The organism is Granulicatella elegans, assembly GCF_020735385.1.
GTDB lineage: Bacteria > Bacillota > Bacilli > Lactobacillales > Aerococcaceae > Granulicatella > Granulicatella elegans_B.
Genome location: NZ_CP085953.1, coordinates 1,229,585 through 1,254,849, shown reverse-complemented (window position 1 = coordinate 1,254,849; position 25,265 = coordinate 1,229,585). Strand labels below are relative to the sequence as shown.

26 protein-coding genes are annotated in these 25,265 nt (G+C 33.9%); 2 read left to right on the top strand and 24 right to left on the bottom strand.

Annotated features, from left to right (window positions below; genetic code table 11):
* Positions 1–5 precede the first annotated feature (5 nt).
* From proB to pta, 4 genes are all read right to left on the bottom strand, one after another.
* Positions 6–1,112, bottom strand: a complete 1,107-nt coding sequence (proB, locus tag LK443_RS06275) for a glutamate 5-kinase (RefSeq protein WP_227931091.1) — start codon at positions 1,110–1,112, stop codon at positions 6–8.
* Positions 1,113–1,140: 28 nt separating this feature from the next.
* Positions 1,141–3,795 (bottom strand): DNA polymerase I, encoded by a 2,655-nt coding sequence (polA, locus tag LK443_RS06270; protein WP_227932459.1) that lies wholly within the window; start codon positions 3,793–3,795, stop codon positions 1,141–1,143.
* Between the two features lie 77 nt (positions 3,796–3,872).
* Entirely contained in the window at positions 3,873–4,058 is a 186-nt protein-coding gene (locus LK443_RS06265) for a hypothetical protein (protein WP_227931090.1), read from the bottom strand.
* Positions 4,059–4,311: 253 nt separating this feature from the next.
* Positions 4,312–5,295, bottom strand: coding sequence for a phosphate acetyltransferase (gene pta / locus LK443_RS06260; protein WP_227931089.1), 984 nt, complete (start codon positions 5,293–5,295; stop codon positions 4,312–4,314).
* 203 nt (positions 5,296–5,498) lie between these two features.
* Between pta and LK443_RS06255 the strand changes: the two genes are divergently transcribed.
* Complete coding sequence (locus tag LK443_RS06255) at positions 5,499–6,269, top strand: threonine/serine ThrE exporter family protein (protein ID WP_227931088.1); 771 nt, start codon at positions 5,499–5,501, stop codon at positions 6,267–6,269.
* Positions 6,266–6,748: a threonine/serine exporter family protein gene (locus tag LK443_RS06250; RefSeq protein ID WP_227931087.1), complete on the top strand. Its 483-nt coding sequence runs from the start codon at positions 6,266–6,268 to the stop codon at positions 6,746–6,748. The genes LK443_RS06255 and LK443_RS06250 overlap by 4 nt, the downstream gene beginning before the upstream one ends.
* Here the strand turns inward: LK443_RS06250 and LK443_RS06245 are convergent.
* The 20 genes from LK443_RS06245 to LK443_RS06150 all read right to left on the bottom strand — a co-directional run bounded on the left by LK443_RS06245 (position 6,642) and on the right by LK443_RS06150 (position 25,133).
* Positions 6,642–8,393 carry an IS1182 family transposase gene (locus LK443_RS06245; RefSeq protein ID WP_227931086.1) on the bottom strand — a complete coding sequence of 584 codons (1,752 nt, stop codon included), beginning with the start codon at positions 8,391–8,393 and terminating at the stop codon, positions 6,642–6,644. The genes LK443_RS06250 and LK443_RS06245 overlap by 107 nt on opposite strands.
* Before the next feature lie 159 nt (positions 8,394–8,552).
* Positions 8,553–9,200, bottom strand: coding sequence for a DivIVA domain-containing protein (locus LK443_RS06240; protein ID WP_227931085.1), 648 nt, complete (start codon positions 9,198–9,200; stop codon positions 8,553–8,555).
* Positions 9,201–9,214: 14 nt separating this feature from the next.
* Positions 9,215–10,003: an RNA-binding protein gene (locus LK443_RS06235; protein ID WP_227931084.1), complete on the bottom strand. Its 789-nt coding sequence runs from the start codon at positions 10,001–10,003 to the stop codon at positions 9,215–9,217.
* A 9-nt stretch (positions 10,004–10,012) separates the two neighbouring features.
* The gene (locus LK443_RS06230; protein WP_227931083.1) at positions 10,013–10,279 is read right to left on the bottom strand and encodes a YggT family protein; all 267 of its coding nucleotides are present in this window, start codon (positions 10,277–10,279) and stop codon (positions 10,013–10,015) included.
* Between the two features lie 30 nt (positions 10,280–10,309).
* Positions 10,310–10,732, bottom strand: a complete 423-nt coding sequence (locus LK443_RS06225; protein WP_227931082.1) for a cell division protein SepF — start codon at positions 10,730–10,732, stop codon at positions 10,310–10,312.
* A gap of 1 nt (position 10,733) precedes the next feature.
* Positions 10,734–11,396 carry a YggS family pyridoxal phosphate-dependent enzyme gene (locus LK443_RS06220; RefSeq protein WP_416217903.1) on the bottom strand — a complete coding sequence of 221 codons (663 nt, stop codon included), beginning with the start codon at positions 11,394–11,396 and terminating at the stop codon, positions 10,734–10,736.
* Between the two features lie 5 nt (positions 11,397–11,401).
* Positions 11,402–12,691, bottom strand: coding sequence for a cell division protein FtsZ (ftsZ, locus tag LK443_RS06215; protein ID WP_227931080.1), 1,290 nt, complete (start codon positions 12,689–12,691; stop codon positions 11,402–11,404).
* A gap of 23 nt (positions 12,692–12,714) precedes the next feature.
* Positions 12,715–14,040, bottom strand: a complete 1,326-nt coding sequence (gene ftsA, locus LK443_RS06210; protein WP_227931079.1) for a cell division protein FtsA — start codon at positions 14,038–14,040, stop codon at positions 12,715–12,717.
* A gap of 124 nt (positions 14,041–14,164) precedes the next feature.
* On the bottom strand, positions 14,165–14,959 hold the full coding sequence (locus LK443_RS06205; protein ID WP_227931078.1) for a cell division protein FtsQ/DivIB: 795 nt from the start codon (positions 14,957–14,959) through the stop codon (positions 14,165–14,167).
* A gap of 20 nt (positions 14,960–14,979) precedes the next feature.
* Complete coding sequence (gene murG, locus LK443_RS06200; protein WP_227931077.1) at positions 14,980–16,077, bottom strand: undecaprenyldiphospho-muramoylpentapeptide beta-N-acetylglucosaminyltransferase; 1,098 nt, start codon at positions 16,075–16,077, stop codon at positions 14,980–14,982.
* Positions 16,078–16,093: 16 nt separating this feature from the next.
* Positions 16,094–17,455 (bottom strand): UDP-N-acetylmuramoyl-L-alanine--D-glutamate ligase, encoded by a 1,362-nt coding sequence (murD, locus tag LK443_RS06195; protein ID WP_227931076.1) that lies wholly within the window; start codon positions 17,453–17,455, stop codon positions 16,094–16,096.
* Between the two features lie 84 nt (positions 17,456–17,539).
* On the bottom strand, positions 17,540–18,499 hold the full coding sequence (gene mraY, locus LK443_RS06190) for a phospho-N-acetylmuramoyl-pentapeptide-transferase (protein WP_227931075.1): 960 nt from the start codon (positions 18,497–18,499) through the stop codon (positions 17,540–17,542).
* A 13-nt stretch (positions 18,500–18,512) separates the two neighbouring features.
* On the bottom strand, positions 18,513–20,000 hold the full coding sequence (locus tag LK443_RS06185) for a UDP-N-acetylmuramoyl-L-alanyl-D-glutamate--2,6-diaminopimelate ligase (RefSeq protein WP_227931074.1): 1,488 nt from the start codon (positions 19,998–20,000) through the stop codon (positions 18,513–18,515).
* Between the two features lie 17 nt (positions 20,001–20,017).
* Complete coding sequence (locus LK443_RS06180; RefSeq protein ID WP_227931073.1) at positions 20,018–21,808, bottom strand: peptidoglycan D,D-transpeptidase FtsI family protein; 1,791 nt, start codon at positions 21,806–21,808, stop codon at positions 20,018–20,020.
* On the bottom strand, positions 21,805–22,179 hold the full coding sequence (locus LK443_RS06175; protein ID WP_227931072.1) for a cell division protein FtsL: 375 nt from the start codon (positions 22,177–22,179) through the stop codon (positions 21,805–21,807). The genes LK443_RS06180 and LK443_RS06175 overlap by 4 nt, the downstream gene beginning before the upstream one ends.
* 22 nt (positions 22,180–22,201) lie before the next feature.
* On the bottom strand, positions 22,202–23,143 hold the full coding sequence (gene rsmH / locus LK443_RS06170) for a 16S rRNA (cytosine(1402)-N(4))-methyltransferase RsmH (RefSeq protein WP_227931071.1): 942 nt from the start codon (positions 23,141–23,143) through the stop codon (positions 22,202–22,204).
* Positions 23,144–23,161: 18 nt separating this feature from the next.
* Positions 23,162–23,593 carry a division/cell wall cluster transcriptional repressor MraZ gene (mraZ, locus tag LK443_RS06165; RefSeq protein WP_227931070.1) on the bottom strand — a complete coding sequence of 144 codons (432 nt, stop codon included), beginning with the start codon at positions 23,591–23,593 and terminating at the stop codon, positions 23,162–23,164.
* Positions 23,594–23,809: 216 nt separating this feature from the next.
* Positions 23,810–24,175 carry a DUF3397 family protein gene (locus LK443_RS06160; protein ID WP_227931069.1) on the bottom strand — a complete coding sequence of 122 codons (366 nt, stop codon included), beginning with the start codon at positions 24,173–24,175 and terminating at the stop codon, positions 23,810–23,812.
* Positions 24,176–24,356: 181 nt separating this feature from the next.
* Positions 24,357–24,536, bottom strand: coding sequence for a 50S ribosomal protein L32 (gene rpmF / locus LK443_RS06155; protein ID WP_006703042.1), 180 nt, complete (start codon positions 24,534–24,536; stop codon positions 24,357–24,359).
* Positions 24,537–24,578: 42 nt separating this feature from the next.
* Positions 24,579–25,133, bottom strand: a complete 555-nt coding sequence (locus LK443_RS06150; protein WP_227931068.1) for a YceD family protein — start codon at positions 25,131–25,133, stop codon at positions 24,579–24,581.
* Between the last annotated feature and the right edge of the window lie 132 nt (positions 25,134–25,265).

Sequence of the window (25,265 nt, the reverse complement as noted above, 5' to 3'; positions counted from 1 at the left end):
CCTCCTTAAAATTCTTGTTCTAATAGTGCTAATTCTCCAGAAATAGTCATCCAATCATCTCGATGAATCACAATTCCTTTTCGATTATTTTTCGATAATTGTTGTGCAATCGCATATTTACTTACGCGAGTTTGTCCTTTTCCAATCACTTGATACTGTTCATCAACAACTATCACGATTTCTGATTCATAAAACTCTCCCTCAACAGCTTTCACACCTGAAATTAACAAGCTCTTCCCTTCTTCTTGTAAAGCTCGTTTTGCTCCAACATCAACGACTAATTTCCCTTTACTTTTTGCATATAAAGCAAGCCATTGTTTATGAGTTTTCATCACTTTTTCTTGCGCTGTAAAATTCGTTCCATCAACGGTTTGGTGAGCCGCTTCAATAAGTGCTTGTTCTTTTAATGAGGAACAAATATAGACCGGAACTCCTGCCATTGTCGCAATCGTTGCTGCTTTAATTTTCGTAAACATACCGCCTGTTCCATTGCTAGAACCAGCTCCTCCAGCCATTTCGACTAATTCTTTGGTAATTTCATCAATCGTATCGAATCGTTTTGCCTCTGGATTTTTTGAAGGATTATCATTATATACGCCATCAACATCCGTTAATAAAACTAATAAATCTGCTTGCACCATTGCGGCTACTTGCGCACTTAATGTATCATTATCCCCAACTTTTAATTCCTCAATTGAAACTGTATCATTTTCATTAATAATAGGAATCGCATGACGAGTTAGTAACACAGATAGCGCTTGATGAGCATTATTATAACGACGTTTATCAACAAAATCATCTTGCGTTAATAAAATTTGCGCTGACACAATGCCTTTCATTAATAAATTAGACGTATATTCTTCTAATAATAATCCTTGCCCAACAGCAGCAGAAGCTTGTTTATCTGCAATTTTTGTAGGACGTTTTTTAAATCCTAAAGACGAGAATCCTGCAGCAATCGCCCCAGAAGATACTAAAATTAATTCATGTCCTTCTTCATGTAAAGTAGCTAGTTGTTGCGTAATAGCTTTCACTTTTGCACGTGACAAACTTCCATCCGGATTCGTTAATGAACTTGTTCCTACTTTGAAAACAATTCTTTTATACTTCATTCTTTTCCCTTTCTACTAAATCATCAACCTATTTTGCTTCATACCAGTTATTCCCAATATTACTATCCGCTTTTAATGGCACGGACAAACTTACCGCATTTTCCATGACTTCTTCTACTAAGCTTTGTAAACTTTCCACTTCTTCTTCTGGTACTTCAAAAATCAATTCATCGTGTACTTGTAATAATAATTTTGCTTGGAATTTTCGTTCTTGCAACTCTCTATCTAACTCAATCATGGCTACTTTTAAAATATCCGCAGCAGTTCCTTGAATCGGTGAATTCATCGCCGTTCTTTCTGCAAATGAACGAATATTAAAATTACTTGCATGTATTTCTGGTAAATAGCGACGGCGATAGAATAATGTCTCCACATAATCTTTTTGACGTGCTTCCGCTACAATAGTTTCCATATATTCTTTGACGCCTTTGAATTCTTCTAAATAGCGATCAATAAATTCTTTTGCTTTTTTACGTGGAATATTCAGATTTTGAGAGAGTCCATAATCACTAATTCCATACACAATTCCAAAGTTAACAGCCTTCGCCTGTCTTCTCATACTACTTGTCACTTCTTCAGGATTTTGAATGCCAAATACACGCATCGCTGTATTCGTGTGAATATCAATATTATTTTTAAACGCTTCAATCATATGAACATCATTTGCCATATGCGCTAATACACGTAATTCAATTTGAGAATAGTCGCTTGATAAAATCTTCCAATCTGCTTTACTTGGTAAAAACGCTGAACGAACTTGTCGCCCTTCTTCAGTACGAATTGGAATATTTTGTAAGTTAGGATCTTGAGAACTTAAACGTCCTGTTTGCGTTAAGTTTTGTACGAAACGCGTATGAATTTTTCCATCTTCTCTGATATATGTTTGTAAACCATCGATATAAGTAGTTGTTAATTTTTTTAATTGACGATATTCTAATAGAGACTCAACTATTGGAGATTGATTCGCTAATTTTTCTAATACATCAACCGCTGTTGAATAACCTGTTTTTGTTTTCTTAATAACGGGTAATTTCATTTTTTCAAACAAAATCACGGCTAATTGTTTTGGAGAATTAATATTAAATTCTTCTCCGGCAAATTCATAAATTGTTTGTTCGATTTCTGTAAGACGTGCTTCAAACTGTTCGCCCATTTCAATTAATCGATTTTGATTGACTCGAATTCCTTCAATTTCCATACGAGCTAAAATATCACTCAATGGTAATTCCATTTCCCAATATAAATGAATTTGTTCATTTTCCTCCAATTGTTTTAATAAACGTTTTGGAGAAGTTGCTAGTACATAAATTTTAGCGGCCAAATGATTCCAAAATAATTCTTTTTCTTCTGGAACTTTTATTTTAACGCCTTTTCCATATACTTCTTCATCTGTCTTCAATAATGAAATGCCGAATCGTTTCGCTACATCATAAATTTCATTGACGATTTCATTGGCATCCACTAAGTATGCTAATAGAGAAACATCGTATGTTGCCCCTGCTACTGTTAGACCAAAACGGTTTGCGAATACTTTCATTGCTTTCGTATCAAACATACATTTCTCAATTGTTTCATCCGCTAACCATTGCTTGAACGCTTCAGACTGAACAGCGGATTCAATAGAAGTGACATACACTTGTTTTTCATTTCCGAATGCGACTGCCAAGACTGGCGCAACATGATAGTTATGATCAAACGTTTCAAAATGAACTGTAGTTGCATCTTGCAATTCTTTTTTCGTAATAGTTTCAATCCATTGAACTTTTTGAATTTCAATAGTTTCTTCCTCAACGACTTGTGCACCTTTTTTATTGAGTAAATCTTTGTAGAATGACTGGAAATTCATTTCTTTATAAAAGGCTATTAGTTCTTCGACATTTTCTTCTTTTCGAAGGGTATCTGCTACGGTAATTTCTAATGGGGAGTTAATATCGATTCTTGCTAATGTTTTACTTAAAAAGGCTAATTCTTTGTCTTGAATTAAATTGTCTTTTAGCTTACTTTTTTTCATTTCTTCGATGTGTTCATAAATCCCTTCAACACTACCATATTCTTGGAGTAATTTAATAGCGGTTTTTTCACCCACTTTTGTTACGCCAGGGTAATTATCTGATGAGTCGCCCATTAATCCTTTCATGTCGATAATTTGTTCTGGTGTTAGTCCAAATTTTTCATTGATAAATGCTGGAGTGTATTCGACTAATTCGCTTACTCCTTTTGTTGTTATTTTAACGGTAATTTCTGGAGTCGCTAATTGAATTAAGTCTTTGTCTCCGGATAAGACGACTACTTCAAAGCCTTCTTTTGATGCTTGGTGGGCTAATGTTCCGATAATATCGTCGGCTTCGTATTGGTTTAAGCGATAATGTGGAATTCCCCATGCGTCTAATAAGACGTTGAAGTATGGCATTTGTTCTTTGAATTCTGATGGTGCTTTTGCTCTGCCGCCTTTGTATTCTGCATACATTTCTGTACGGAAGGTTGTTTTTCCTGCGTCCCAAGCTACTAATACGTGGGTAGGTTTTTCTTGTTCTAAGATTGTTTTGAACATTCGGTGGAATGAATACAATGCGTTTGTATGTAATCCGTTTTGGTTTTTGAATCGGTTTAAATCTAAGATGGAATAGAAGGCACGAAAGGCTAAGCTGCTGCCATCTACTAGTAATAATTTTTGTTTCACGATAGGCTCCTCAATTCTTCACAATGTTATTTTCAGTGTACCATATTTTTATAAAAATTTGCATTGATAGCCTACGCGTACTAAAAGCAAGAAGCAAAAATTTTTCTGTTTGTGTGGTCGCCAGTAGCCCCTGCGGGTCTCTTGGCTAAAAATCGAGCCTTGATCTCGATTTTTACCGGTAATGGAAGCCAGCCTTGGCTTCCATTACTTTCACTACATAAAATATTTTTGCTTCTTGCTTTTTTATGATTTTGACGTTCTTTCAATAACAGAATGTATAAACGAAATAAATATGACAGAAACTCTAGTTCAGACTTTTCCCGTAGCAGCAGTAACAGAAACTGGCGTGCCAGATTCTGCTACCGGAAAATTTGAGACCCTAGGCTCAAATTTTAGCCATGAGATTCGCAAAGCGAAGCTACTTGCGTCCGTGCTACATTTGAAAAGTATAAACAAGGGTTTTGGTTTACGTCAAAAAAAGCATGGAACGATAATTCCATGCTTTCGTTATTTTTCAGATTAAGCTTCCATTAAAGCTTGGTTTGCTGTAATGATTGCTAATTTATAAACGTCTTCTTCGTTACATCCACGAGACAAATCAGAAATCGGTTTGTTTAATCCTTGTAAGATTGGTCCAATCGCTTCAAAGTTACCAAAACGTTGCGCAATTTTGTAACCAATATTTCCTGATTGAATTTCAGGGAATACAAATACAGTAGCTTCCCCTGCAACTGGTGAATCTGGAGCTTTTTGCTTACCAACACTTGGTACTAATGCAGCATCAAATTGTAACTCTCCATCAATGTTATAGTTTGGTGCTAATTCTTTTGCAATACGAGCAGCTTCTACTACTTTTAAAGCTTCCTCAGATTTTGCAGAACCTTTCGTTGAAAAACTTAATAAAGCAACATTAGGTTCAATCCCAAATACTTCTGCAGTTTTAGCAGATTCAACAGCGATTTCAGCTAATTCTTGAGCATTAGGATTAATATTAATAGCACAGTCTGAGAATAAATATTTCTTAGATTTATCACTATTAATCATAATAAATGCACCACTAGTACGAGATACACCAGGCTTCGTTTTAATAATTTGTAACGCTGGACGTACAGTGTCTCCAGTAGAGTGAACTGCACCAGATACTAAACCATCTGCTAAGCCCATATATACCATCATTGTACCAAAATAAGTAACATCTTTTAATAATTCACGAGCAGCTTCTGGAGTTGCTTTTCCTTTACGACGTTCTACAAAACTTTCCACTACTGCTTCAAAGTTTTCATACGTTTCTGGATTAATAATCGTAATTCCGTTCAAACTAAACCCACGTTTTTGAGCAACTTCTTCAATTTCAGATTTATTCCCTAATAAAATCGGTTCACATAATTCATCTGCTTTCAAACGTACAATAGCACCCAAAATACGAGGTTCACTTCCTTCAGGGAAAACAACTTTTAAGCCTTTCCCTTTAATTTTTCCTGACAATTCTTCAAATAGTTCCACAACTATCCCTCCAATTATTTTCTATCACTATGATACAACAAAATCCTTTTAAAAAACAGTACTAAGTAGAAGATTAAGAGAATATTCTTCAAAAATTCACATCTGTTATAGTCTAATGATTGACACAGTTGAAAAGAAAGACTTATTTACACCTCATAAAGTTATGGTATACTAAACTTATTAAGTCTTAAAGGAGATTCATCATGCGAGAATACGCTAAAAAATTGATGGATACTGCCATGCTTGCAGGTCAAATTATGTTAGAATGCAATGCAGAAAGTTATCGTGTAGAAGAAACGATGAATTATATTTTATCCACTTCTCATTTTGCAACTTGCGAAGCCTTTGCGAATGCTACAGGAATTTTTGCAACATTAGACGATGACTGTATTGATTGTATTACTGAAATCCGTCGTGTTCCAAATCGAGATACAAACTTAAATCGAATTTATAAAGTCAATAGCATTTCACGTCAATTAGTTAGTGGAGAAATTGATATTAATACTGCTTATGAAAAAATTCAAAATTTAAAAGAATCAGACTATCCATCATGGTTGAAAAATGTTGGTCTAGTCATTATGTGTGGGTGTTACGCTGCCCTTTATGGAGCCACTTTATTAGAAATGTTTGTTGCGGGAATTGCAGCTATCGTACTTCCATTAGTTTATAAATTAGATGCAAAATTAGGACTAGGTATGTTTATTACCAACTTAGTTTCTATTATTCCAATGGTCATTATTATTTGTTATTTACAAGAAACGATATTTCCTAATATTCATATAGGGATTCCAATTATCGGATCAATTATGCCAGCAGTGCCAGGTACAGCTATTACGAATGCCATTCGAGATACACTACGTGGCGATTATAACTCAGGAACTGCACGCGCTGTTGAAGCTGCCGTTACTGCTCTTTCTATTTCCATTGCGGTAGCCATTGGTCTATTGATTGGAGGAGGTGTCAATCCATTATGATGTTTCAAGTCATTAGCTCAGTTATTGCGGTTTATTTTAGTAGTATTGTATTTGAAGCACCAAAACGATTAATCAAATATACTGCTCTTATTGGTGGAATTGGTTGGTGGATTTATTTAATCTTTTTAGATAGTGCCGGTATGGAATTATCCACCTATTATAGTGGACTCTCTATAGCCTTCCTTTCTCACATAGCAGCTAGATTTTTTAAAGCGCCCGTAACAGTATTTTTCATTCCAGGATTTTTCCCATTAGTACCTGGAGCAGGAATGTATCGTACAGCTTATGCCTTTTTAACAGGGGATTCTATCAAGGCGCAATATTATTTATCTAGTACCATTGCAGTTGCTGGAATGATCGCATTAGCCATTTTTACAGTGGACTCTCTATTTCGTTTACATTCCATTTGGAAAAAACATACAAAAAAAGAGGCTGGGCAAAAAGTCTCAAAAATAGAAGAAAGCACGTCCCGATTTTGACTGAAATCAAAATTAGGACGTGCTTTTTAATAAATTCAGTAAAATCAAGGGGGATAAACCACCCTTGATTCATATTATTTAAGATATATTTCCTTAATCTCTGCAAATTCATCCCTAAAAAGAGCAGACCAATGTTATTATGAACTGCATTTTTACCTCTAACATGAGTTCTGCGCATGCCAAAATTGCGCTTCATTTGACCGAAAACTGGCTCAACTTCAATTTTTCGTTGAGCATATATACTACTTCCACGGTCACTATGTAACGCTTCTTTAATCGTTTCTTTATAAGATTCCCAAACTTGGTTTACACGGATTTGACGTTGTTGTCCAGTAGGAGTTTTCGCTAATTCATCCAATGCTTCTGTTTCTTGAATTGAATCTGTCTCATACACTTTAAATCTACGAGTAAATCCATTCTTATCGTTTCTTGTTGAATAATATTTAAAACTAAATTTTACACCTAAATGATCAATATAATAATCTTCCTCTTCATTGTAATACCAATTTTGTCTATTAGATGGATCATTTTTAAATTTCTTCGTTTGTTCTTTTTCGTACATTGTGTAAGGAATCAAAGGTGTCTTTTCATACTCTTCAAGAATCAATTGATAGTTTTCTTCACTACCGTATCCAGCATCCGCAATAATAATAGAAAATTTGTCTAATAGTTTAAATGAATTTAAAAATGGTTTAAGAGTACGCATATCTGTAGGATTAGGAAATACATCAAAACCTAAAACATATTGATGATTCGTTGCGATTTGAAGATTATAGCCAGGTTTTAATTCTCGATTTTTCATGGCATCTTCTTTCATACACATAAAAGTAGCATCGTTATCTGTTTTAGAATAACTATTCCGGTTATCAAATGTTTCCTTAGCTATCGTATATTTTTCTTTACGAGGCAGAAAATCTTTTTCAAGTTGACGTTTAAAAGAATTTAACAAGCGTTTTTTCTGTTTGTTTTTAGAACCACCAACAATATGTTTAGGTTCTTCTTCAATGAGTTCTTCTAACTGTTCTAGAGAGTTATTAGTAGCTTCAATCATGGCATGAACACCATATTCAGTAATTTTTTCTTCTTCTGATAAAGCAATATTCACTTGATTTTGAATTAATTGATCATATAATGTACTAATTTTTTCATTTAAAGCTTCATCATATCTTTCAATAGCTTTACGCCATACAAATGAATAACGATTGGCATCTGCTTGAACTTTTGTACCATCAATAAATAAACTATCTGAATCAATAATATGATAGTGTTGGAGTAATAAAGTAAAGTATACGAAAATGTTTTTAATGATAGAGGAAAACTGTTCATTACTTCTAAAATTATTAATAACATGGTAACAGACATAAGTTTGTTGAGAAAGCCACTGCATCGGAATATTTTCTTCATTTAATTGAACAATTTTTCTACCACTATACGTAGAACGAGTATAAGCGAAGAGAATCATTTTTAATAACATACGAGGATGATGAGCAGGTCTACCCATTTTTGATGTTGTATTAGGAAAGATAATAGAATCTGGAATAGAATCTACAAACTGATTAATAAATTGAGCAATGTGGTTTTTAGGGACGGTTAATGTAAAATTTAGTTCTAAAGTATCTGTTGGTGTGGTATAATTTTTGTACATAGGAGTCACCCTTTCTTATTTTATTTCATTCAAACTTATTATAACAGAGGTAGACTCCTATGTTTAATTTATAAGACTAAAAAGCACTATAAAATCCTGTTTCAGAATTTTATAGTGCTTTCTTCTATTTTTGAGACTTTTTGCCCAGCCTCTTTTTGATTATTGAAATTTACCTGCAGTAATCACTTCATCCGTTGGAAGAACGATTTCCTGTTTGTTTGGATTCGTTTCTTCAAAATTTGGAGTACATGAAGGAGTTACTTCTGGAGTAATTAATTGTTCATTTTTCTTAGCACGACCTGCTAAAATTGTATCAATCGATGGTGCTGATACTTCAATTTTAGAATGGCTATTTAATAATAAATCCCACTCTTCATTTTTAATCATTTCTAATTGAGATTCCACCATAATTTGTAATCTTTGACGGAACATACGTGTTTCTTTCTTCAATACATCTGTTTCACGATTAATTTCTGTTCCTTTTTCAGCTGCTTCTTTTAATAATCTCTCTGCTTCTTTTTCAGCTTCAAAAATAATGATTTCTGCATCTTTACGAGCATTTTCCTTCAAACGATCAGCAGCTTCTTGCGCTACAATGATTGATTTATTTAATGTTTCTTGAATAGAATTAAAGTAAGAAACTTTTTCTTCATTAAATTTTACACGTTTTTCTAAATCTTTATTTTCGCGAATTAATTGTTCAACCGTACGAATGACTTCATCTAAATAATCGTTTACTTCTTCAGGATCATAACCTTTAAATTTTGTAGGAAATTCCTTATTATGAATTTCGATTGGTGTTAACATAATTCCAACTCCTCTTATTTATTTTTCTCGAGCAGACCTATTTCAAGTTTTATTTTATCCTTTTTTGTCCGTCCCTCTATATTGTTTATCTGTATTCTACCATACCCTCTTATGGAAATAATATCAAGTAATTCAATCATAAAATCAGGACGAATTTCTTCTGCCCAGTTAACTTTTACTTTATTACTCTCTACCAATTCCTTCGAGCGCTGTCTAGAAATATGAAAAATGGATGCAATTAATGTATCCAATCGTAAGGAAGACACAATTGCGGTTGTATATGTCCAATGATCAATCGGAACAATGAATTCTGTATATTCTCTTTTCTCTATTCGAATACTAATTTTTCCAACTTTTTGAAAATTTTGTTCCAAATAAGGCAACATTTGTTTCGTCAACAATAATTGCCAATGAATCCCATCAGAAATAATATCTCCTAATTGGTCACGGTCTATCCCTAAGCCTACCAAAGAACCGAGGATTTGTCCATGACTTATTGAAGAAAATTTCATTGGATAATGAATTTCTATCAATTTAACATCAAATTCATCTGTTGTCGGTGTATAAAAATCTGGATAAATCATACATCTTTTTCGTTCAGCAGCAATATAGCCACCTTCAAATTGAAATTTAATCTCACCATACTGACCTACGATTGCCTCAACAATAAATTGTTGTCGCGGATCTAAAAATGGCGTCAATATAGGGGCATATTGTTCTTGACTAGAAACCACCCAAGATTCTACTTTACGAATAAAATCTTGCTCTTCTTTTCTAAAATGTTGAAATATAGACGTATCCATAACTATCACCTAATAAAGTAAAAATTTAATGATTTGAATAATACCAAATTTTAAAAATTGTAAAAATAATAATCCAAATACAGCTGAAAAACCAAACATCCCAATTCGAATTCGATCAAAATAAGATAAATATGGTTCACACACTGCTTGTAACCATCTAGCTAACGTCATATTGCGCGCTTGTGGAAACCAAGTACATACAACATACGCACTAATCAGCATCATATAAATATCAATTGCCCGTAATAATAAACGGATGAATTGAAACAATAACATATCTTTCTCCTTAACTTAAATTTATTTCCATTAATAAGAAGAATACTCATCCTCCACAAAAGACCCTTGTACTTGGAAATTTGGTGGTGAGCAAATATAAATATCTTCCCTAATTTGCTGAACATCTCCATTAATGGCATAAGTGACACCTACGACAAAGTCAATCACTCTTTTCGCATCCGAAACTTCCATTTTTCTAAAATTAATAATCACTGCTTCACCTTTTAACAAAGCATCTGCCACACGTTCTGCTTCTGTATAAACCGTTGGTTCCATCACAAAGACTTTTGAAACTTTTTTATTTTGTTGCGCTTGTTGAAAACTAACAACATTAGAGGGAGTTCTTCGGTATTCCTGAACATTTGACTGTTCTTCTTCATACATTTCTTCATCAATTGGCTCATACCCATCATCTGGCTCTAAAAATGTTTTAACGTTATTCCAAAATCCCATACTACTCCTCCTTTTCAAACCAAGCGGTTCCTATCCTAATAAAATGGGCGCCTTCTTCAATCGCAATCGGATAATCTTGGCTCATACCCATACTTAATTGTAATGGCTTCTCACTATTAATTTTTTCAGAAATTTCTTTTAACTCATGAAAATACTGACGAATTTCTTCTTCGCTGGCATCAAATGGTGCCATTGTCATTAATCCAATGATGTCAATTTGTGCAAACTTTTTTGCCACTTCAAAGGCTTCAAAAACTTCTTCTGTAGTAAAACCATGCTTCGATTCTTCGCCTGAAACGTTGACTTCTAAAAAACATTTCAACGGTGAATCTAATCGCTTTTCAATCTCTTCCATAATCGATAGACGATCAATCGCATGAAAATACTGAATTCGATTAACAATTTGCTTCACTTTTCTTTTTTGTAAAGGTCCAATCAAATGCCAAACAATATCTTCTTGTGGAAATGCAATTTGGCGTTCTAATAACTTCTCAACACGATTCTCCGCAAAATGCCGAAATCCAAGAGAATAAACTTCTTGGATTTCTTCATTCGTACGATTTTTAGTTACTATAATGGGACATACTTCTTGTACATCTCTAGAAACTTTATCGCATGATTGTTGAATGCGAGTGACAATTTGTTCTGCATTACTTTGAATCATAGTCATTAGTTTCTGTTTCTTCTTCTGAAGAATGGTGGTGTGTCTAAAGTATCATCAGATTCATATTTTGTTTCCACTGGCGCTTCAACGAAACTCTTTTGAGCAAATGGTGAATCTGTTTCTGTTGTTGTTTCACGAACACTTGCTTCACGACGGATATCCCAATCTCCGAAAATATCTTTTTCAGGTTGTTTTTCTTCAACTACTGCTTTTTTCTTTGGTGTTACTTGTTTTTCTTGGAATGTTTGAGGGTTATTTCCAATTTCTTTTGTTGATGTTGGAGTAGTTGGTGTTAATGTTGTGCGGCTAGTACGTCCTGTTGTTTTTTTTGAAGATTTGTGCTCTTCATCAATACCAGTCGCAATCACTGTTACAATTACTTCATCTCCAAGATTTTCATTAATAGATGTACCAAAGATAATATTAACATCATTTGTTGCAGCTGCTGCTACGATATCAGAAGCATCTTGCGCTTCGAATAATGTTAAATCAGATCCACCTGTAATATTTAATAAGATTTGTTCTGCTCCATCAATTGAAACTTCTAATAATGGAGAAGAGATCGCTTTTTTCGTTGCTTCCGCAGTACGGTTTTCTCCACTCGCAACCCCGATACCCATTAATGCAGAACCTTGATCTTTCATCACTGTTTTCACGTCAGCAAAGTCTAAGTTTACATAACCAGGTGCAATAATTAAATCAGAAATACCTTGTACTCCTTGACGTAATACATTGTCTGCTTCACGGAATGCTTCTAACATTGGAGTCTTTTTATCAACGATTTCTAATAAACGGTTATTTGAAATTGTTACTAATGTATCCACATTTGCTTTCATTTGAGCAACACCTTCTGCTGCATAACGACCACGTTTTGGTCCTTCAAAGCTAAATGGACGAGTTACAACCCCAACAGTTAATGCTCCTAAATCTTTTGCAATACGAGCTACAATTGGTGCTGCACCAGTACCAGTTCCGCCACCCATACCAGCTGTAACGAAAATTAAGTCTGCTCCTGATAAAGCTTCACGAATTCGTTCTTCACTTTCTTCTGCAGCTTTCAAACCGATATCAGGTAATGAACCTGCTCCTAAACCTTTTGTTAATTTAGGTCCTAATTGAATTTTAGTTTCTGCTTTAGAATTTGCTAAAGCTTGAGTATCAGTATTGGCAACGATAAATTCAACGCCTTGTACGCCTTCCGCAATCATACGGTTTACAGCATTATTTCCTGCTCCCCCTACACCAATTACTTTAATAACAGCGCCTTGTAAATTTGTATCAAATTCGAATTCCATTCTTTTTCCTCCTTAGATTTTGACTAGTCAATGAACATTTTGAAGAAGTTTTTCACTTTATCTCCAAAACTTTCTGATTCAGTTTCTTTTGCTACTTCTACTTCAACTTTTGGTTGTTCAACTGGTTGTGGAGTTGGGTCTACAACTGGACGGCTAGAGTTTGTTAGAGGTGTTACTCTCTTTTCAGTTGTTATTTTGCCTTTTTGGGCAATACGATGCACGTCATCTAATGATGCAGCATATTGAATTAATCCCATACTTGTTGCATAAATTGGATTTCTCATTCCTATTTGTTCAGGAATATAAGTTTTCACATTTACTCCAAAAATTTCTTGAGCTAATTCAAGTACACCTGCCATTGAAGATGCTCCACCTGTTAAAACAATTCCTCCAGGTAAGCTTAATGCATCCACATGTTCAAGAGCACGTTTAATATTTTCTAAAATTTGAACTTCTCTTGCTTCAATAATTTCTGATAAATAATGTTCATCTACTTTCACAGGATCTTTCTTACCAATTGTTTCAACTGGGAAAAATTCATCTTCAGAAGTTTCAGTAGAAATGGCATAACCATATTCACGTTTGATTCGTTCTGCATTTTCAAAACTTGCATTCAAGATGACAGAAATATCTTTTGTAACGAAATCTCCGCCTTCTTGATCTACGTATGAGAATTTTAGTTGATGATCATGCATCACTGACGCACTTGTTTGTCCACCACCCATATCAATTAAGATGGTACCAAATTCGCGTTCACCAGCTGACATTGCTACTTGACTAATGGCAAGTGGTTGAATCACCATTTCTTCAATATTTAATCCCGCTTTATCAATACAACGTTTAATATTATGAACAATTGTTTTTGGTCCAGTAATCATACTTGCATATAATTCTAAACGAACCCCAATCATTCCACGAGGATCTTTAATGCCATCGAATCCATCCACGATAAATTCTTCTGGAATGACAGAAATAATTTCTCTTTCAGGTGCAACTGAGCGAACTTTTGCTGCTGAAATCACATTATGAACATCAATATCTGTAATTTCACGATTTTCACTTGATACAGCAATCATTCCATGACATGGCTCAATTGAAATTTGATTACTTGGGATTCCTACAATAACATCTTGAATTTGAATACTTGCTTTTTGTTCTGCTTGTTTTACGGCTTTTTTAATAGATTCAACTGTTTCATCGATATCTACAATTACTCCCCGGCTTAGTCCTTGAGATTTTTCATTGCCGACTCCAATAATGTTTAATTGTCCACGAATATATTCAGCAACAACAACTTTAATTGAAGTGGTTCCAATATCTAAACTCACATAAATTCCTTGATTTTTCACGTTTATTGAAACCTCCTATTATTTTTTCTTTTTATCTTTCATAAATAACTATACTGATTTATTTTAACATATTTCTTTACTGTTAAGAAAACATTTGTATATTTTCTTAATAATTTTTTTCAATTTATTGGGCATTCACGTCAGGTGTGTAAAAAATTCCAACTTCCATATCAATTGTTCCTGATTTTTTAGGTAATTGTTTTAAAATGCTTGGATAATAATTTAACTTCTCACCTATATCTTTTAACGTCCCAATCACTTTCATACCATCATTCATTTTCAAATGAAGTTTTAATGGTTTTTGTTTGGGATCTACATATTGAATTTGACGAATACTACTAATCACACTTGGGGAAGTTTTCTCCAATTGATTCGCTAATTGAGTTCTTGATTCTTCAGTGAAGTTCACTAATTCTGGATAATTGTCTTTACTCGTTAGTTCTTCTACTGAAATCGACTGAGCATCTGCTAATAACTCCTTGTATTGTCCATCTTCAACATAATAACCAATGGCAGGATTTTCTAAAATCGTTAACTGGATTGTATTCAATCCTGATAATGTTACTGATACATCTTTGATTTTAGGATTTCGAGCGGTTAATCTTTTTTGGATAATCTCATGTTCTGATAAAATTCCCCAAATACTCTTTCCTTTTTTGATGCCTGCTTGTTCTTGAATCGTTTCAACTGCCACTTGTCGATTTCCATACACATAAATCTCCTTTGGTTTTGAAAGAGGAGAAATAAAATACAATCCCCAAATCATACTTGCAATAAAAATCCACCATAAAAATCTCATCTCTAACTTAGAAAAATAAAAGATTTTTCTCAATATCAGTAATGATTCCTTATTTTGTACCTCCTCATTGAACTCTGGCGGAGGAGGTGAAGAAGTTGAATCTTTTTTAAAAAATTTCATAAAACTCCTCCTTTATCATGTTAAATGATTTCATGAATCATACTTGTTAATCTTGCACTGGCATCAGTAATTCCCATTTTCTTAGCAGAAGCAGCCATGGCTTCTTTCTTTTGAGAATCTACTAAAATTTCATCAATTTCAGCTAACATTGTTTGGGCATTTAATTCTTTTTCTAAAATCATTGAAGCTGCACCTTGATCGACTAATGAACGAGCATTGGCTTCTTGATGATTATTCGTTACATATGGACTTGGAATTAAAATACTCGCTAATCCTAATGCTGTTAATTCTGTTAAAGTGGTTGCACCACTACGACAAACCACTAAATCCACGTTTTGGAATAATTGTGGCATATCTTTAATATACGGAAAAACAGAAACATTTGGCAATGATTTTTCCAATTTTGTAATCTGATTGTTGATTTTGTCATAATGCACTTCTCCTGTAACCATTATGACATGATAATTTTTATCTGCAAATCCTTCTAAAGCCTCAACAAATACTTCATTCATTCGCTCAGACCCACGACTTCCTCCAAAAATTACAACAATTGGTAAATCTGTCTGAACTCCAATTGAAGCTAAGTATTCTGGATTTTTCTTAATTTCGACAACTTCTTGTCCTCTAGGATTTCCTGTTAATACGACCTTATCACTATAGGATGTAAAATCTTTTTTCACATCTTCAAAGCAAATCGCAATTTTATTGACCCATTTTGCTAAAAATTTATTTGTAATTCCTGCAACACTATTTTGTTCATGAATAATAGTTGGAATTTTTAATAAACTGGCGGCAAATAATACGGGTGCACAAACATAACCGCCAGTCCCAATCACAACATCTGGCTTAAATTCTTTTAAAATCTTTCTTGCTTTTATCACACTTGTTACCATATAGTAAGCTGTTTTTAAGTTTTCTAATGAAAGCGAACGTTTTAGTCCTTCGATTTTAACAGATTCAAATGTATAGCCTGCTTGTGGAACAATTTTACTCTCTAATCCACGTTTAGTCCCGATGTATAAATATTCAACATCTTCTTGTGTTTCTAAATATCTCATAAATGCAAGGGCTGGATAAATATGACCTCCTGTCCCTCCGCCAGATACGACAACTCTCATGAATATTTCCTCTTTCTTATAAATTCTCTACAACTTGAATAAATTCATCGCCACGAATTTCAAAGTTTTTGAATTGATCCCAACTTGCACAAGCTGGTGATAATAAAATAATATCGTCTTCTTTACTAATGTCATAAGCTTTTCTAGTCGCTTCTTCTAACGTATTCACAACTTCAATAACAGGAACACCTGCAACTTTCGCTGCTTCTTGTAATTTTTCTTTTGTTTCTCCATACAAAACAATACCAGATACAGCTGTCAAATCGGGAACTAATTCATCAAAACCATTTCCTCTGTCTAACCCACCTGCGATTAAAATAACCGATTGATTGGTAAAACTGCGTAATGCTGTTTGAGTTGCAACAATGTTAGTGGCTTTTGAATCATTATAGAAACGTCTCTTATTCACTTCTTTAACAAATTGTGTGCGGTGTTTTACACCATGGAAGTTTTGTACCGCTTTTTGAATGCCTTCATTCGTAGCTCCTGCTAATTTAGCAATTGCAACTGCTGCTAATACATTTTCAACATTTTGCGCTCCAGGAACTTGAATCGTTGAAACAGACATTACTTTTTGGCCATTGAAGCAAATGGCATCACCTTCAACACAAGCACCAAATTCTAAAACTGTTTTTCTACTAAATGGAACTAATGTTGCTTTTGTATGACCTTCAATCAATGTCATCAATTCTGGATAATCGGCATTATAGACTAAATAGTCGTCTTTCGTTTGATTTTTCGTCAATTGAAGTTTTGCTTTAATATATTCTTCACGAGTTCCATGATAATCTAAATGCGCACTGAAGATATTCACAATACACGCAATTTTCGGCTTGAATTGCTCGATTCCCATTAATTGGAAACTACTTAATTCAGAAACATAGATATCTTCTTTTGTCGATTGTTCTGCTAATTGAGATAATGGAATTCCAATATTTCCTGCAGCATAAACTTCACGCTCAGGGAAAGATTCTTTCAACATTAAGCTAGCTAAAGTAGTCGTTGTTGTTTTCCCATTTGAACCAGTAATCCCAATGATCAATCCTTCTAATAACTGATACGCAATTTCAACTTCTGTATATACTGGAATCCCTTTTTTGATGGCTGCTTCGACCATACAATTATGGTATGGAATTCCCGGATTTTTCACAACAAAGTCAAAATGTTCTTCTAATAAATCAACCGGATGTGAACCCGCTAAAACACGAATTCCTTCTTCAATTAAACTTTTAGCATTTGGATTTTCTTCTAATGGAATACGATCATTGACCGTCACCATCGCTCCCTGATGTAATAATAATTTGGCAACTGCTACGCCACTTTTTGCTAATCCAATGACTAATACTCTTTTATGTTCAAAAACTTTTTTATTTAGCACCTAATATGCCCCCTAGAATGATTTCAATATGTATATGGCAGTAAATACTGCCGAAAAATATGTATGAAAAGCTAAATAGCTTTTCTAAATAAATAGGAATGTCATAAGCGTACCTACTAATCCCACTAAACTGAAGACTACTACAATCTTCACTTCTTTCCATCCACACATTTCAAAGTGATGATGAATAGGACTCATCTTAAATACTCGTTTCCCGGTTAATTTGAATGAGGTTACTTGAATAATCACACTCGCTGTTTCTAAAACAAATACAATTCCAATTCCTAGTAAGCTCCATTCATGATGAAGCATTAAAGAAATAATCGCTAAACCAGCGCCTAATGCTAAAGAACCAACATCCCCCATAAAAATTTTAGCAGGTTTCCAGTTGAAAATTAAAAATCCAACTAATCCTCCAACTACACTGAAACAGAATAATGCAATTTCTGCTTGATTAGATTGAATCGCTAAAAATGCATACGTACCATAAGCGACAATGGAAGTAGATGTTGCAAGTCCATCTAAGCCATCCGTTAAATTCACCGCATTTGAAAATCCTGTAATCCAAATCATTGTGAAAATGGCAAATAATACTAAACTATGTACTTCACCAATAAATGGAATATAAATTAATGGATCACGTCCACTTAATAAGAATAAAGCTACAAAAACAGCTGATCCTAATAATTGTAAAACAAATTTTTGATGACTTTTAAGCCCTTGATTTTGCTTTCTAAACACCTTGATAAAATCATCAAAAAATCCGATTCCACCAAAAAACACAAATCCAATTACACCACTTAATAATGTGAAATTAAAATGTCCGAATAATCCTCCAAGAATGATACTAACCATTCCAATCATCATTAAGAAGACAAATCCTCCCATTGTTGGTGTACCACTCTTAGCTTGATGCCATGACGGCCCATCTTCTAAAGTAATTTGTCCAAACTGATTCCTACGCATAAATTGAATAAATTTAGGCTCAGCAAATACAGTAGCTAGTAATGTTGCTCCTAATATAAGTAATAGTTGTAATATCATTATTTTCTCCTTTTTATTTATCCATTAATAATGATTCTACGATTTCGATTTCATTATAAGGATATTCTACTTCACCAATAATTTGATAGGCTTCAACACCTTTTCCAGCAAGTAAAACAATATCGTTTTTATTGGCTAACTGAAGTGCCTTTTCAATGGCCTCTTCACGTTTATCAATACATTCATAAGAAACAGATTTCTTATTTACTGCACTTACTAATCCTTGATAAATATTATCTAATGGCTCTGTTCGTGGATTATCTGCCGTAAACACAACATGGTCCGACTTTGTTAAAGCAATTCTTCCCAATTCCGGTCTCATACTAGAATCACGATTTCCACCGCTATGTCCCACAACTGTAATGATTTTTCCATGTGGAATTTGTGCTAGTGAATCTAATACATTTTCTAGTCCATCTGGTGTGTGTGCAAAGTCTACAATCACTTGAAAATCTTGCCCTTTATCAATGGATTGCATACGACCTGCTACCCCTTGGAAAGCTTTCACTTTTTTCAAAATTTCTTCCATTGGAATTCCATAAACGTAGGCTACAGCAATCGCAGATAACATATTGTATACATTAAAGGTTCCTAATAATGGCATATCGACTAAATAACGAACATCATTCTGAATGACCAATTCAAAGATTGTATGCCTATTTTCTATACGAATATTTTCTGCTTTGAAGTCAGCTTCCTCTGTAATTCCATAGCTAATCACTTGGACAGGCGTTGAATATTCAAACATTTCAAACTGTGCATCATCCGCATTCAAAATGGCTACTTTCGGTTTAGAATTTTCTCCTACATAGTTTCCTAATTGCGAAAACAATAAACTTTTAGCGTGTGCATATTGTTCCATTGTTTTATGCAAATCTAAATGTTCATGGGTTAAATTCGTAAACACTACACAGTCATAATCCAATCCCCAAATACGACCTAATTGCAAAGCATGAGAAGAAACTTCCATCAAACAAGTTTCTCCACCAATTTCTTTTAACGCTTGAAAGGTTTCATGCAATGTTAAAATTTCTGGAGTTGTATTATGTGTTGGAATGATTTTCGAACCAATTTTACGATAAATTGTTCCAATTAATGCAGTTGGTTTATCCGGTTGTTCTAATAATGCATCAATCATATGAGTAACTGATGTTTTCCCATTAGTTCCTGTAACACCAATCATTTGCAGATTCTGAGTAGGATATCCGTAAAAATGATTTGCCAATAATGCCATCACTCTTGTCACATCTTTAACATAAATGACAGGCGTATCCCCTACTTGGTCTTGAATTGACTTACTCGCTACAAATGCAACTGCTCCTTTTTCCTTTGCAGCAGCAGCAAAACAATGTCCATCGACTGTCACTCCGTCAATACAGAAAAACAATGTATTCGGTTGAACTTTTCTTGAATCTTGCGCTAAATAATCAATTGTTACTCCAGATAAATCGCCAACTATTTTTTTCAAATAAATCAATCGAGCTAATTCTGTCGCTAACATGATTGAATTCCTCCTTCTTATTGCGTTAATCGGCTATAATCTAACGCACGTTTCATCATCGGATTAAAAATTTCCTTAATTAAAGCACTTCCTCCGGCTCCATAAGGATTATTTTGCGGTTGTTTTAAAGTGATATATAAAATATATTTTGGATCCTTCGCAGGAGCAAAGCCTACTACTGAGTAAATATAATTACTTCCATAAGAATAATATCTTCCTGTTTCTGGATTTACTAATTCTGCAGTTCCTGTTTTGGCAGCTACTTCTTCCCCTTCAATATTAAATCCAATCGCTGTCCCATCCTTCATCATTGTCGCTTGATATAAATACTCCAATGTTTTCTTAGCCGTTTCTGGTTTAATCACTTGACCTAAAGAATTTTCAGAAAAATTTATCGTTGTATTCGTTGACGGTCTAAATTCATGATCCACAATTCTTAATTTCTTCATTTCTCCTTGATTGGCAATGGCTGTAAAGGCTTGTACCATTTGGAAAGCTGTCACAGAAATTCCTTGTCCAAAACCAGTTGTTAATTGTTGTAAATAAGAATTATAGGAATTTAAGCCTGATACTTCATTTATAAAACCTGACTTTGTACTTTGACCAAATCCGAATAAATCTAAATATTGTTTCCATTTTTCAACGCCAATTTTTTGAATCACATGAACAAAAGCAACGTTACTTGAATGCGCTAATCCTTCTAAATATGTAATTCTTCCCCATCCAACTTTATTATAGTCGCGTACTAAATCTTTAAAAATTTGAATTTTACCAGAATCATATTTTTCATTCGGGTCAAATACACCTTCATTAATAGCGGCTGCAAGTGCTAACACTTTCATCGTAGAACCAGGTTCATAGGCTTCATCCGTTAAGAGATTATTCCACATAGTAGAAATTCCTTCTTTAGTTGTTCCATTAAATGTAGGACGTTGTGTAGCAGCTACAATATCCCCAGTTTTTGGATTTACTAACATCGCTGTTAATTGACTTGGTAAATACTTATCATTCACTTGAGACACTAAAGATTCTAAATAGGTCTGCATTTTTTTGTCGATGGTTAAATATAAGTCATTTCCATCTTTTGGTTGTTCCGTTACTTCTTCACTTCCAGAAATAACATATCCATTCCCGTCTAATCTTGCAGTTACTTCTCCAGGTTTCCCAGTTAAAGTTGCATTATATAATGCTTCAAGACCCATCTTTCCAACTAATTGTTCAACAGATTTCCCATCTAATTCTTCTTTTTCAACATCCGTATATCCAATCAAATGAGAAGCAAAAATCCCATTTGGATAATAACGAGAAAGATTTTCCGTAAATTTAATTCCTGGAAGTGCTTCTTTTTCAATTTTTTCTTTCGTTTCAACAGAAAGATTTTTTCCCGCGTTACCAAATTCTACTTGCGAGACATTTTTCTGAGATAAGATTTTTTCAATTTCTGGAGCTTTCATATCGATATACTTCGATAAAACAGCAGCTGTTTTAGAAATATCCTGAACGTAATCATTTTTCCCCTTATCCCATTGATCTGTTAATACAGCGAATAAAGAAAAATTCGTCGCATCTACCGCAATGGGACTACCACTCGCATCATAAATATTTCCACGTTTTGCTTTTAATAATGTTGTATGTGTTAATTTTTTATCTAATTCTTTTCTTAAATCAACGCCATGACTTTGACCAAGCACCATGATTTTATAGAAATTGATAGAAAAAATGAGAAATAAGAAGAATGCGATTGCCATCAAGCAATGTATCGCAATCTTTCTATTTCCCATATATTCCTTAAAATGTTTTTTTTTCATTGTTCAACATTCCTTACGTTATTTTCGCCCATCTTTAATCCTTGTTCTTTAGCAATACGATTCACACGGTCATATTGTGATAATTCTTGTGCCGATTGTAATAACGTATCATTTTTTCTTTGCATCAATGTTGTATTTGTTTGAATGTCTTGTAATTGACGGTTTTTATTCGTTACAACCATTGAACTGATAATTGCGATGGTTGCTAAAGCAAACATAATCACTAACCCAACAATCATATTACGTACATAATTAACTTTTACTCTTTCCTGCGGAATAGCTGTGACTACTGCATCTTTATAAGTATTCGGATAGGCTTCTCTGGCTATTGTTGTTGAATTTACATCAACGATTTGTTTTGCTAATGCCATTAAAAAACGCCTCCTTTACTACTTATTTTACACGCTCAATCACACGTAATTTCGCACTTTGTGATCGTGAGTTTTCTTGCATTTCTTCTTCTGTTGGCAAAATTGGTTTTCTAGTAATCAATTTAAAATTCGCACTTTCTAACTGACCTGGTAAAATTGGTAAATTTTTAGGCCCTTGTTCAACAGTGCTTTGTTGTTTAAACATCGTCTTTACAATACGATCTTCTAGAGAATGGAATGAAATCACACTGATTCTTCCACCGACTTCTAATAAATCAAAAGCCTGTTCCAGTGAATCCTCCACTGCTGCTAATTCATCATTCACGGCAATACGCACCGCTTGGAAAATTCTTTTGGCAGGATGCCCGCCTTTTCTTCTTGCAGCAGCAGGAATACTACCACGAATAATATCCACTAATTCTCCAGTCGTTTCAATTTCATGATCTTGACGAATACGTTCAATATTTCTCGCAATTTGTTTGGAAAATTTTTCTTCTCCATAACGATAAAAAATTCGAACTAATTCATCATAACCCCATTCATTAATAATTTTTTTTGCAGTTAATGGTGCTGTTTGATCCATTCTCATATCTAAAATAGCATTTTGATGATAACTAAAACCTCTCTCAATTTGATCTAATTGTGGAGAAGATACTCCTAAATCATACAAAATTCCATCAACTTTTTTAATTCCTAATTCATTCAATATTTTCTGAATCATTCTAAAATTCGCATGAATAAACGTTACTTTACCTTCATTTATAAATTTTTCCAAACGGATTTTAGCATTATCAATCGCATTCATATCTTGATCAAAACAATATAAATGTCCTGTTGTCAATTGGCCTAATAAATATTCACTATGTCCTGCTCCACCTAATGTACAATCTACATAAATCCCATCTGGTTTTACTTCAAGATTATCCACTGTTTCATGTAGCAATACAGTTACATGTTTAAACATTTTTAATTAATATCCTTTCTAAAATCCAAAATCAGCCATTTGTTCTGCTAATTCTTCAAAATTCTCTTCGGTTTCAGCAATATATGCTTTCCAACGTTCTTCATCCCAAATTTCAATTCGGTCATTCACACCAATGACACGACAGTTCTTCACTAAACCTGCATGTTCTCTTAAAGTTGTTGTGATATTAATTCTTCCTTGTTTATCAAATTCTACTTCACTTGCAGCAGAATTGAAGAAACGAGCAAATGCACGAGCGTCTTTTTTCGATTGAGGTAATTCACTCAACTTTTGACGAAGCAATTGCCATTGATCAAGAGGATAGCCGTATAAGCAACCATCTAGTCCACGCGTTACAACAAAAGTGAATCCTAAATCTTCACGAAATTTCGCTGGAACAATCATACGTCCCTTAGCATCTATTGTGTGTTGGTATTCACCGATTAACATGCAGACTCCTCCTATCATTCATAATTAACCATATTTTACCACACTCCCCCACTTTTCACCACTTTTTTATCAAAAAAGTTAAAAAATATTTTATTTCTAACCCATTTTTATAAATTTAGGGTTAACTGCTTTGCCACTTTGAATCTTATTTTTACCCAAAAAACAAAAAGAGCCCTCCGTATAATCATACGGGGTGCTCTTTTTCTCTTTAAATTTTTATTTAAAAATCAAAAAATAAATAAATTGACATCCTAAAATAAAATGACCCATCACTAAAATTAGAAATTCAATCGAACAAAATTGATAGACAAATTGTCGAATGTAGAAGTCTAGATTTCTTTTTTTCACTAATAATAACAACATTCCTGCTAAACTGCTGAATACGATTATCCAAGGCATTAAGGATCTACCTAAAAGTAACTGACTAAAGATTTCATAACTAACAAATAAAAGAGGAAGCATGACTTCTCTTATTGTTAAGAAAAATGATTCTGAAAAATAAATTCTTGTACCAAAATAAAATTGTAAAATAAAATAAGATGAAATCGTAATGGTGATTAATAATAGGGATAATACTAACATTATTTTCTTCTCCTTTTCTTCTCACATTGTACACTAGAAAATCATTACCGTCCAATAATCGTAAGCATCCAATATCCAGGTATATTGAAAAAGAGATCACCGTATGATACGGCGATCTCTTTCTTATTTGTCGATGAGCCATAAAAAAACCTACACAAATGTGTAGGCTTGATTGTTAAAATTATGCTTCTTGAGAAACAACTTCTTTTCCATCGTATTGTCCACATGATGGGCAAACATGGTGGCTTTTTCTTAATGAACCACAGTTAGGGCATGCGTTTAACCCTGGTACTTCTAATTTGAAGTGAGTACGACGTTTAGCTTTTCTAGCTTTTGATGTTTTACGTTTTGGTACTGCCATTTTGTACACCTCCTAATCAATCTTCTTTACATAAAATGCTTTTTACTTTTCAGTCTCATCGGAATCGAAGAAAGACTGTAGAGCCGCTAACCTTGGATCAATTTGTTGCTCTTTTGCAACTGTACGTCTTAAAGACAACTCGTCTTGAGAAATCACTTCCCAATCTTGACCACTTGGCATTCGGTCTTCACTCAATTCCTCTGGCGATAAGACTTGTAAAGGAATTGAAAGTAAAATATGATCTTCCACAGCAGGTTGTAAATCTATCCAATCAGTTTCTAACGGAATAACAATTTCTGTTAATTCCTGTTCTTCAAATGAAGTTCCTTTTGGAATATATCGTTCAACAATTTCTATTGACAATGGCACAACCACTGGCTCTAGAGACCTGGATGAAGGAAGCGTGATATCGACAACACATGTAAATTGTGCAATGACTGTTTCATTTTGATAAACAAGAAATCCTTTGGCTACAGCAGGAGAAACTGCTATTATCGTATCGTCACGACTTTTTAAGTTATCTTCTACTTGCATTTCCTCTTCAAAATAAACAGGCATTCCTTGAGAATTTTCAAGTTGTTTTAATGATATTTTCACATTTTTCACCCCTAAAGCAACATAGAGAATTATACTAAGGAATCTCTTGTTTGTCAATGTTTTCTACTTGACAATTGTATATTTCTCCATCATTTTATTTTATAAGCTGATTCTACAGATTTCTGACTCAGA

Excerpts from the sequence above, each read along its gene's own strand:
- proB (WP_227931091.1), bottom strand. The coding sequence starts at position 1,112 with ATGAAGTATAAAAGAATTGTTTTCAAAGTAGGAACAAGTTCATTAACG.
- LK443_RS06255 (WP_227931088.1), top strand. The coding sequence starts at position 5,499 with ATGCGAGAATACGCTAAAAAATTGATGGATACTGCCATGCTTGCAGGT.
- LK443_RS06250 (WP_227931087.1), top strand. The coding sequence starts at position 6,266 with ATGATGTTTCAAGTCATTAGCTCAGTTATTGCGGTTTATTTTAGTAGT.
- LK443_RS06245 (WP_227931086.1), bottom strand. The coding sequence starts at position 8,393 with ATGTACAAAAATTATACCACACCAACAGATACTTTAGAACTAAATTTT.
- LK443_RS06240 (WP_227931085.1), bottom strand. The coding sequence starts at position 9,200 with ATGTTAACACCAATCGAAATTCATAATAAGGAATTTCCTACAAAATTT.
- LK443_RS06235 (WP_227931084.1), bottom strand. The coding sequence starts at position 10,003 with ATGGATACGTCTATATTTCAACATTTTAGAAAAGAAGAGCAAGATTTT.
- LK443_RS06230 (WP_227931083.1), bottom strand. The coding sequence starts at position 10,279 with ATGTTATTGTTTCAATTCATCCGTTTATTATTACGGGCAATTGATATT.
- LK443_RS06225 (WP_227931082.1), bottom strand. The coding sequence starts at position 10,732 with ATGGGATTTTGGAATAACGTTAAAACATTTTTAGAGCCAGATGATGGG.
- LK443_RS06220 (WP_416217903.1), bottom strand. The coding sequence starts at position 11,396 with ATGATTCAAAGTAATGCAGAACAAATTGTCACTCGCATTCAACAATCA.
- ftsZ (WP_227931080.1), bottom strand. The coding sequence starts at position 12,691 with ATGGAATTCGAATTTGATACAAATTTACAAGGCGCTGTTATTAAAGTA.
- LK443_RS06205 (WP_227931078.1), bottom strand. The coding sequence starts at position 14,959 with ATGAAATTTTTTAAAAAAGATTCAACTTCTTCACCTCCTCCGCCAGAG.
- murG (WP_227931077.1), bottom strand. The coding sequence starts at position 16,077 with ATGAGAGTTGTCGTATCTGGCGGAGGGACAGGAGGTCATATTTATCCA.
- mraY (WP_227931075.1), bottom strand. The coding sequence starts at position 18,499 with ATGATATTACAACTATTACTTATATTAGGAGCAACATTACTAGCTACT.
- LK443_RS06185 (WP_227931074.1), bottom strand. The coding sequence starts at position 20,000 with ATGTTAGCGACAGAATTAGCTCGATTGATTTATTTGAAAAAAATAGTT.
- LK443_RS06180 (WP_227931073.1), bottom strand. The coding sequence starts at position 21,808 with ATGAAAAAAAAACATTTTAAGGAATATATGGGAAATAGAAAGATTGCG.
- LK443_RS06175 (WP_227931072.1), bottom strand. The coding sequence starts at position 22,179 with ATGGCATTAGCAAAACAAATCGTTGATGTAAATTCAACAACAATAGCC.
- rsmH (WP_227931071.1), bottom strand. The coding sequence starts at position 23,143 with ATGTTTAAACATGTAACTGTATTGCTACATGAAACAGTGGATAATCTT.
- mraZ (WP_227931070.1), bottom strand. The coding sequence starts at position 23,593 with ATGTTAATCGGTGAATACCAACACACAATAGATGCTAAGGGACGTATG.
- LK443_RS06160 (WP_227931069.1), bottom strand. The coding sequence starts at position 24,175 with ATGTTAGTATTATCCCTATTATTAATCACCATTACGATTTCATCTTAT.
- rpmF (WP_006703042.1), bottom strand. The coding sequence starts at position 24,536 with ATGGCAGTACCAAAACGTAAAACATCAAAAGCTAGAAAAGCTAAACGT.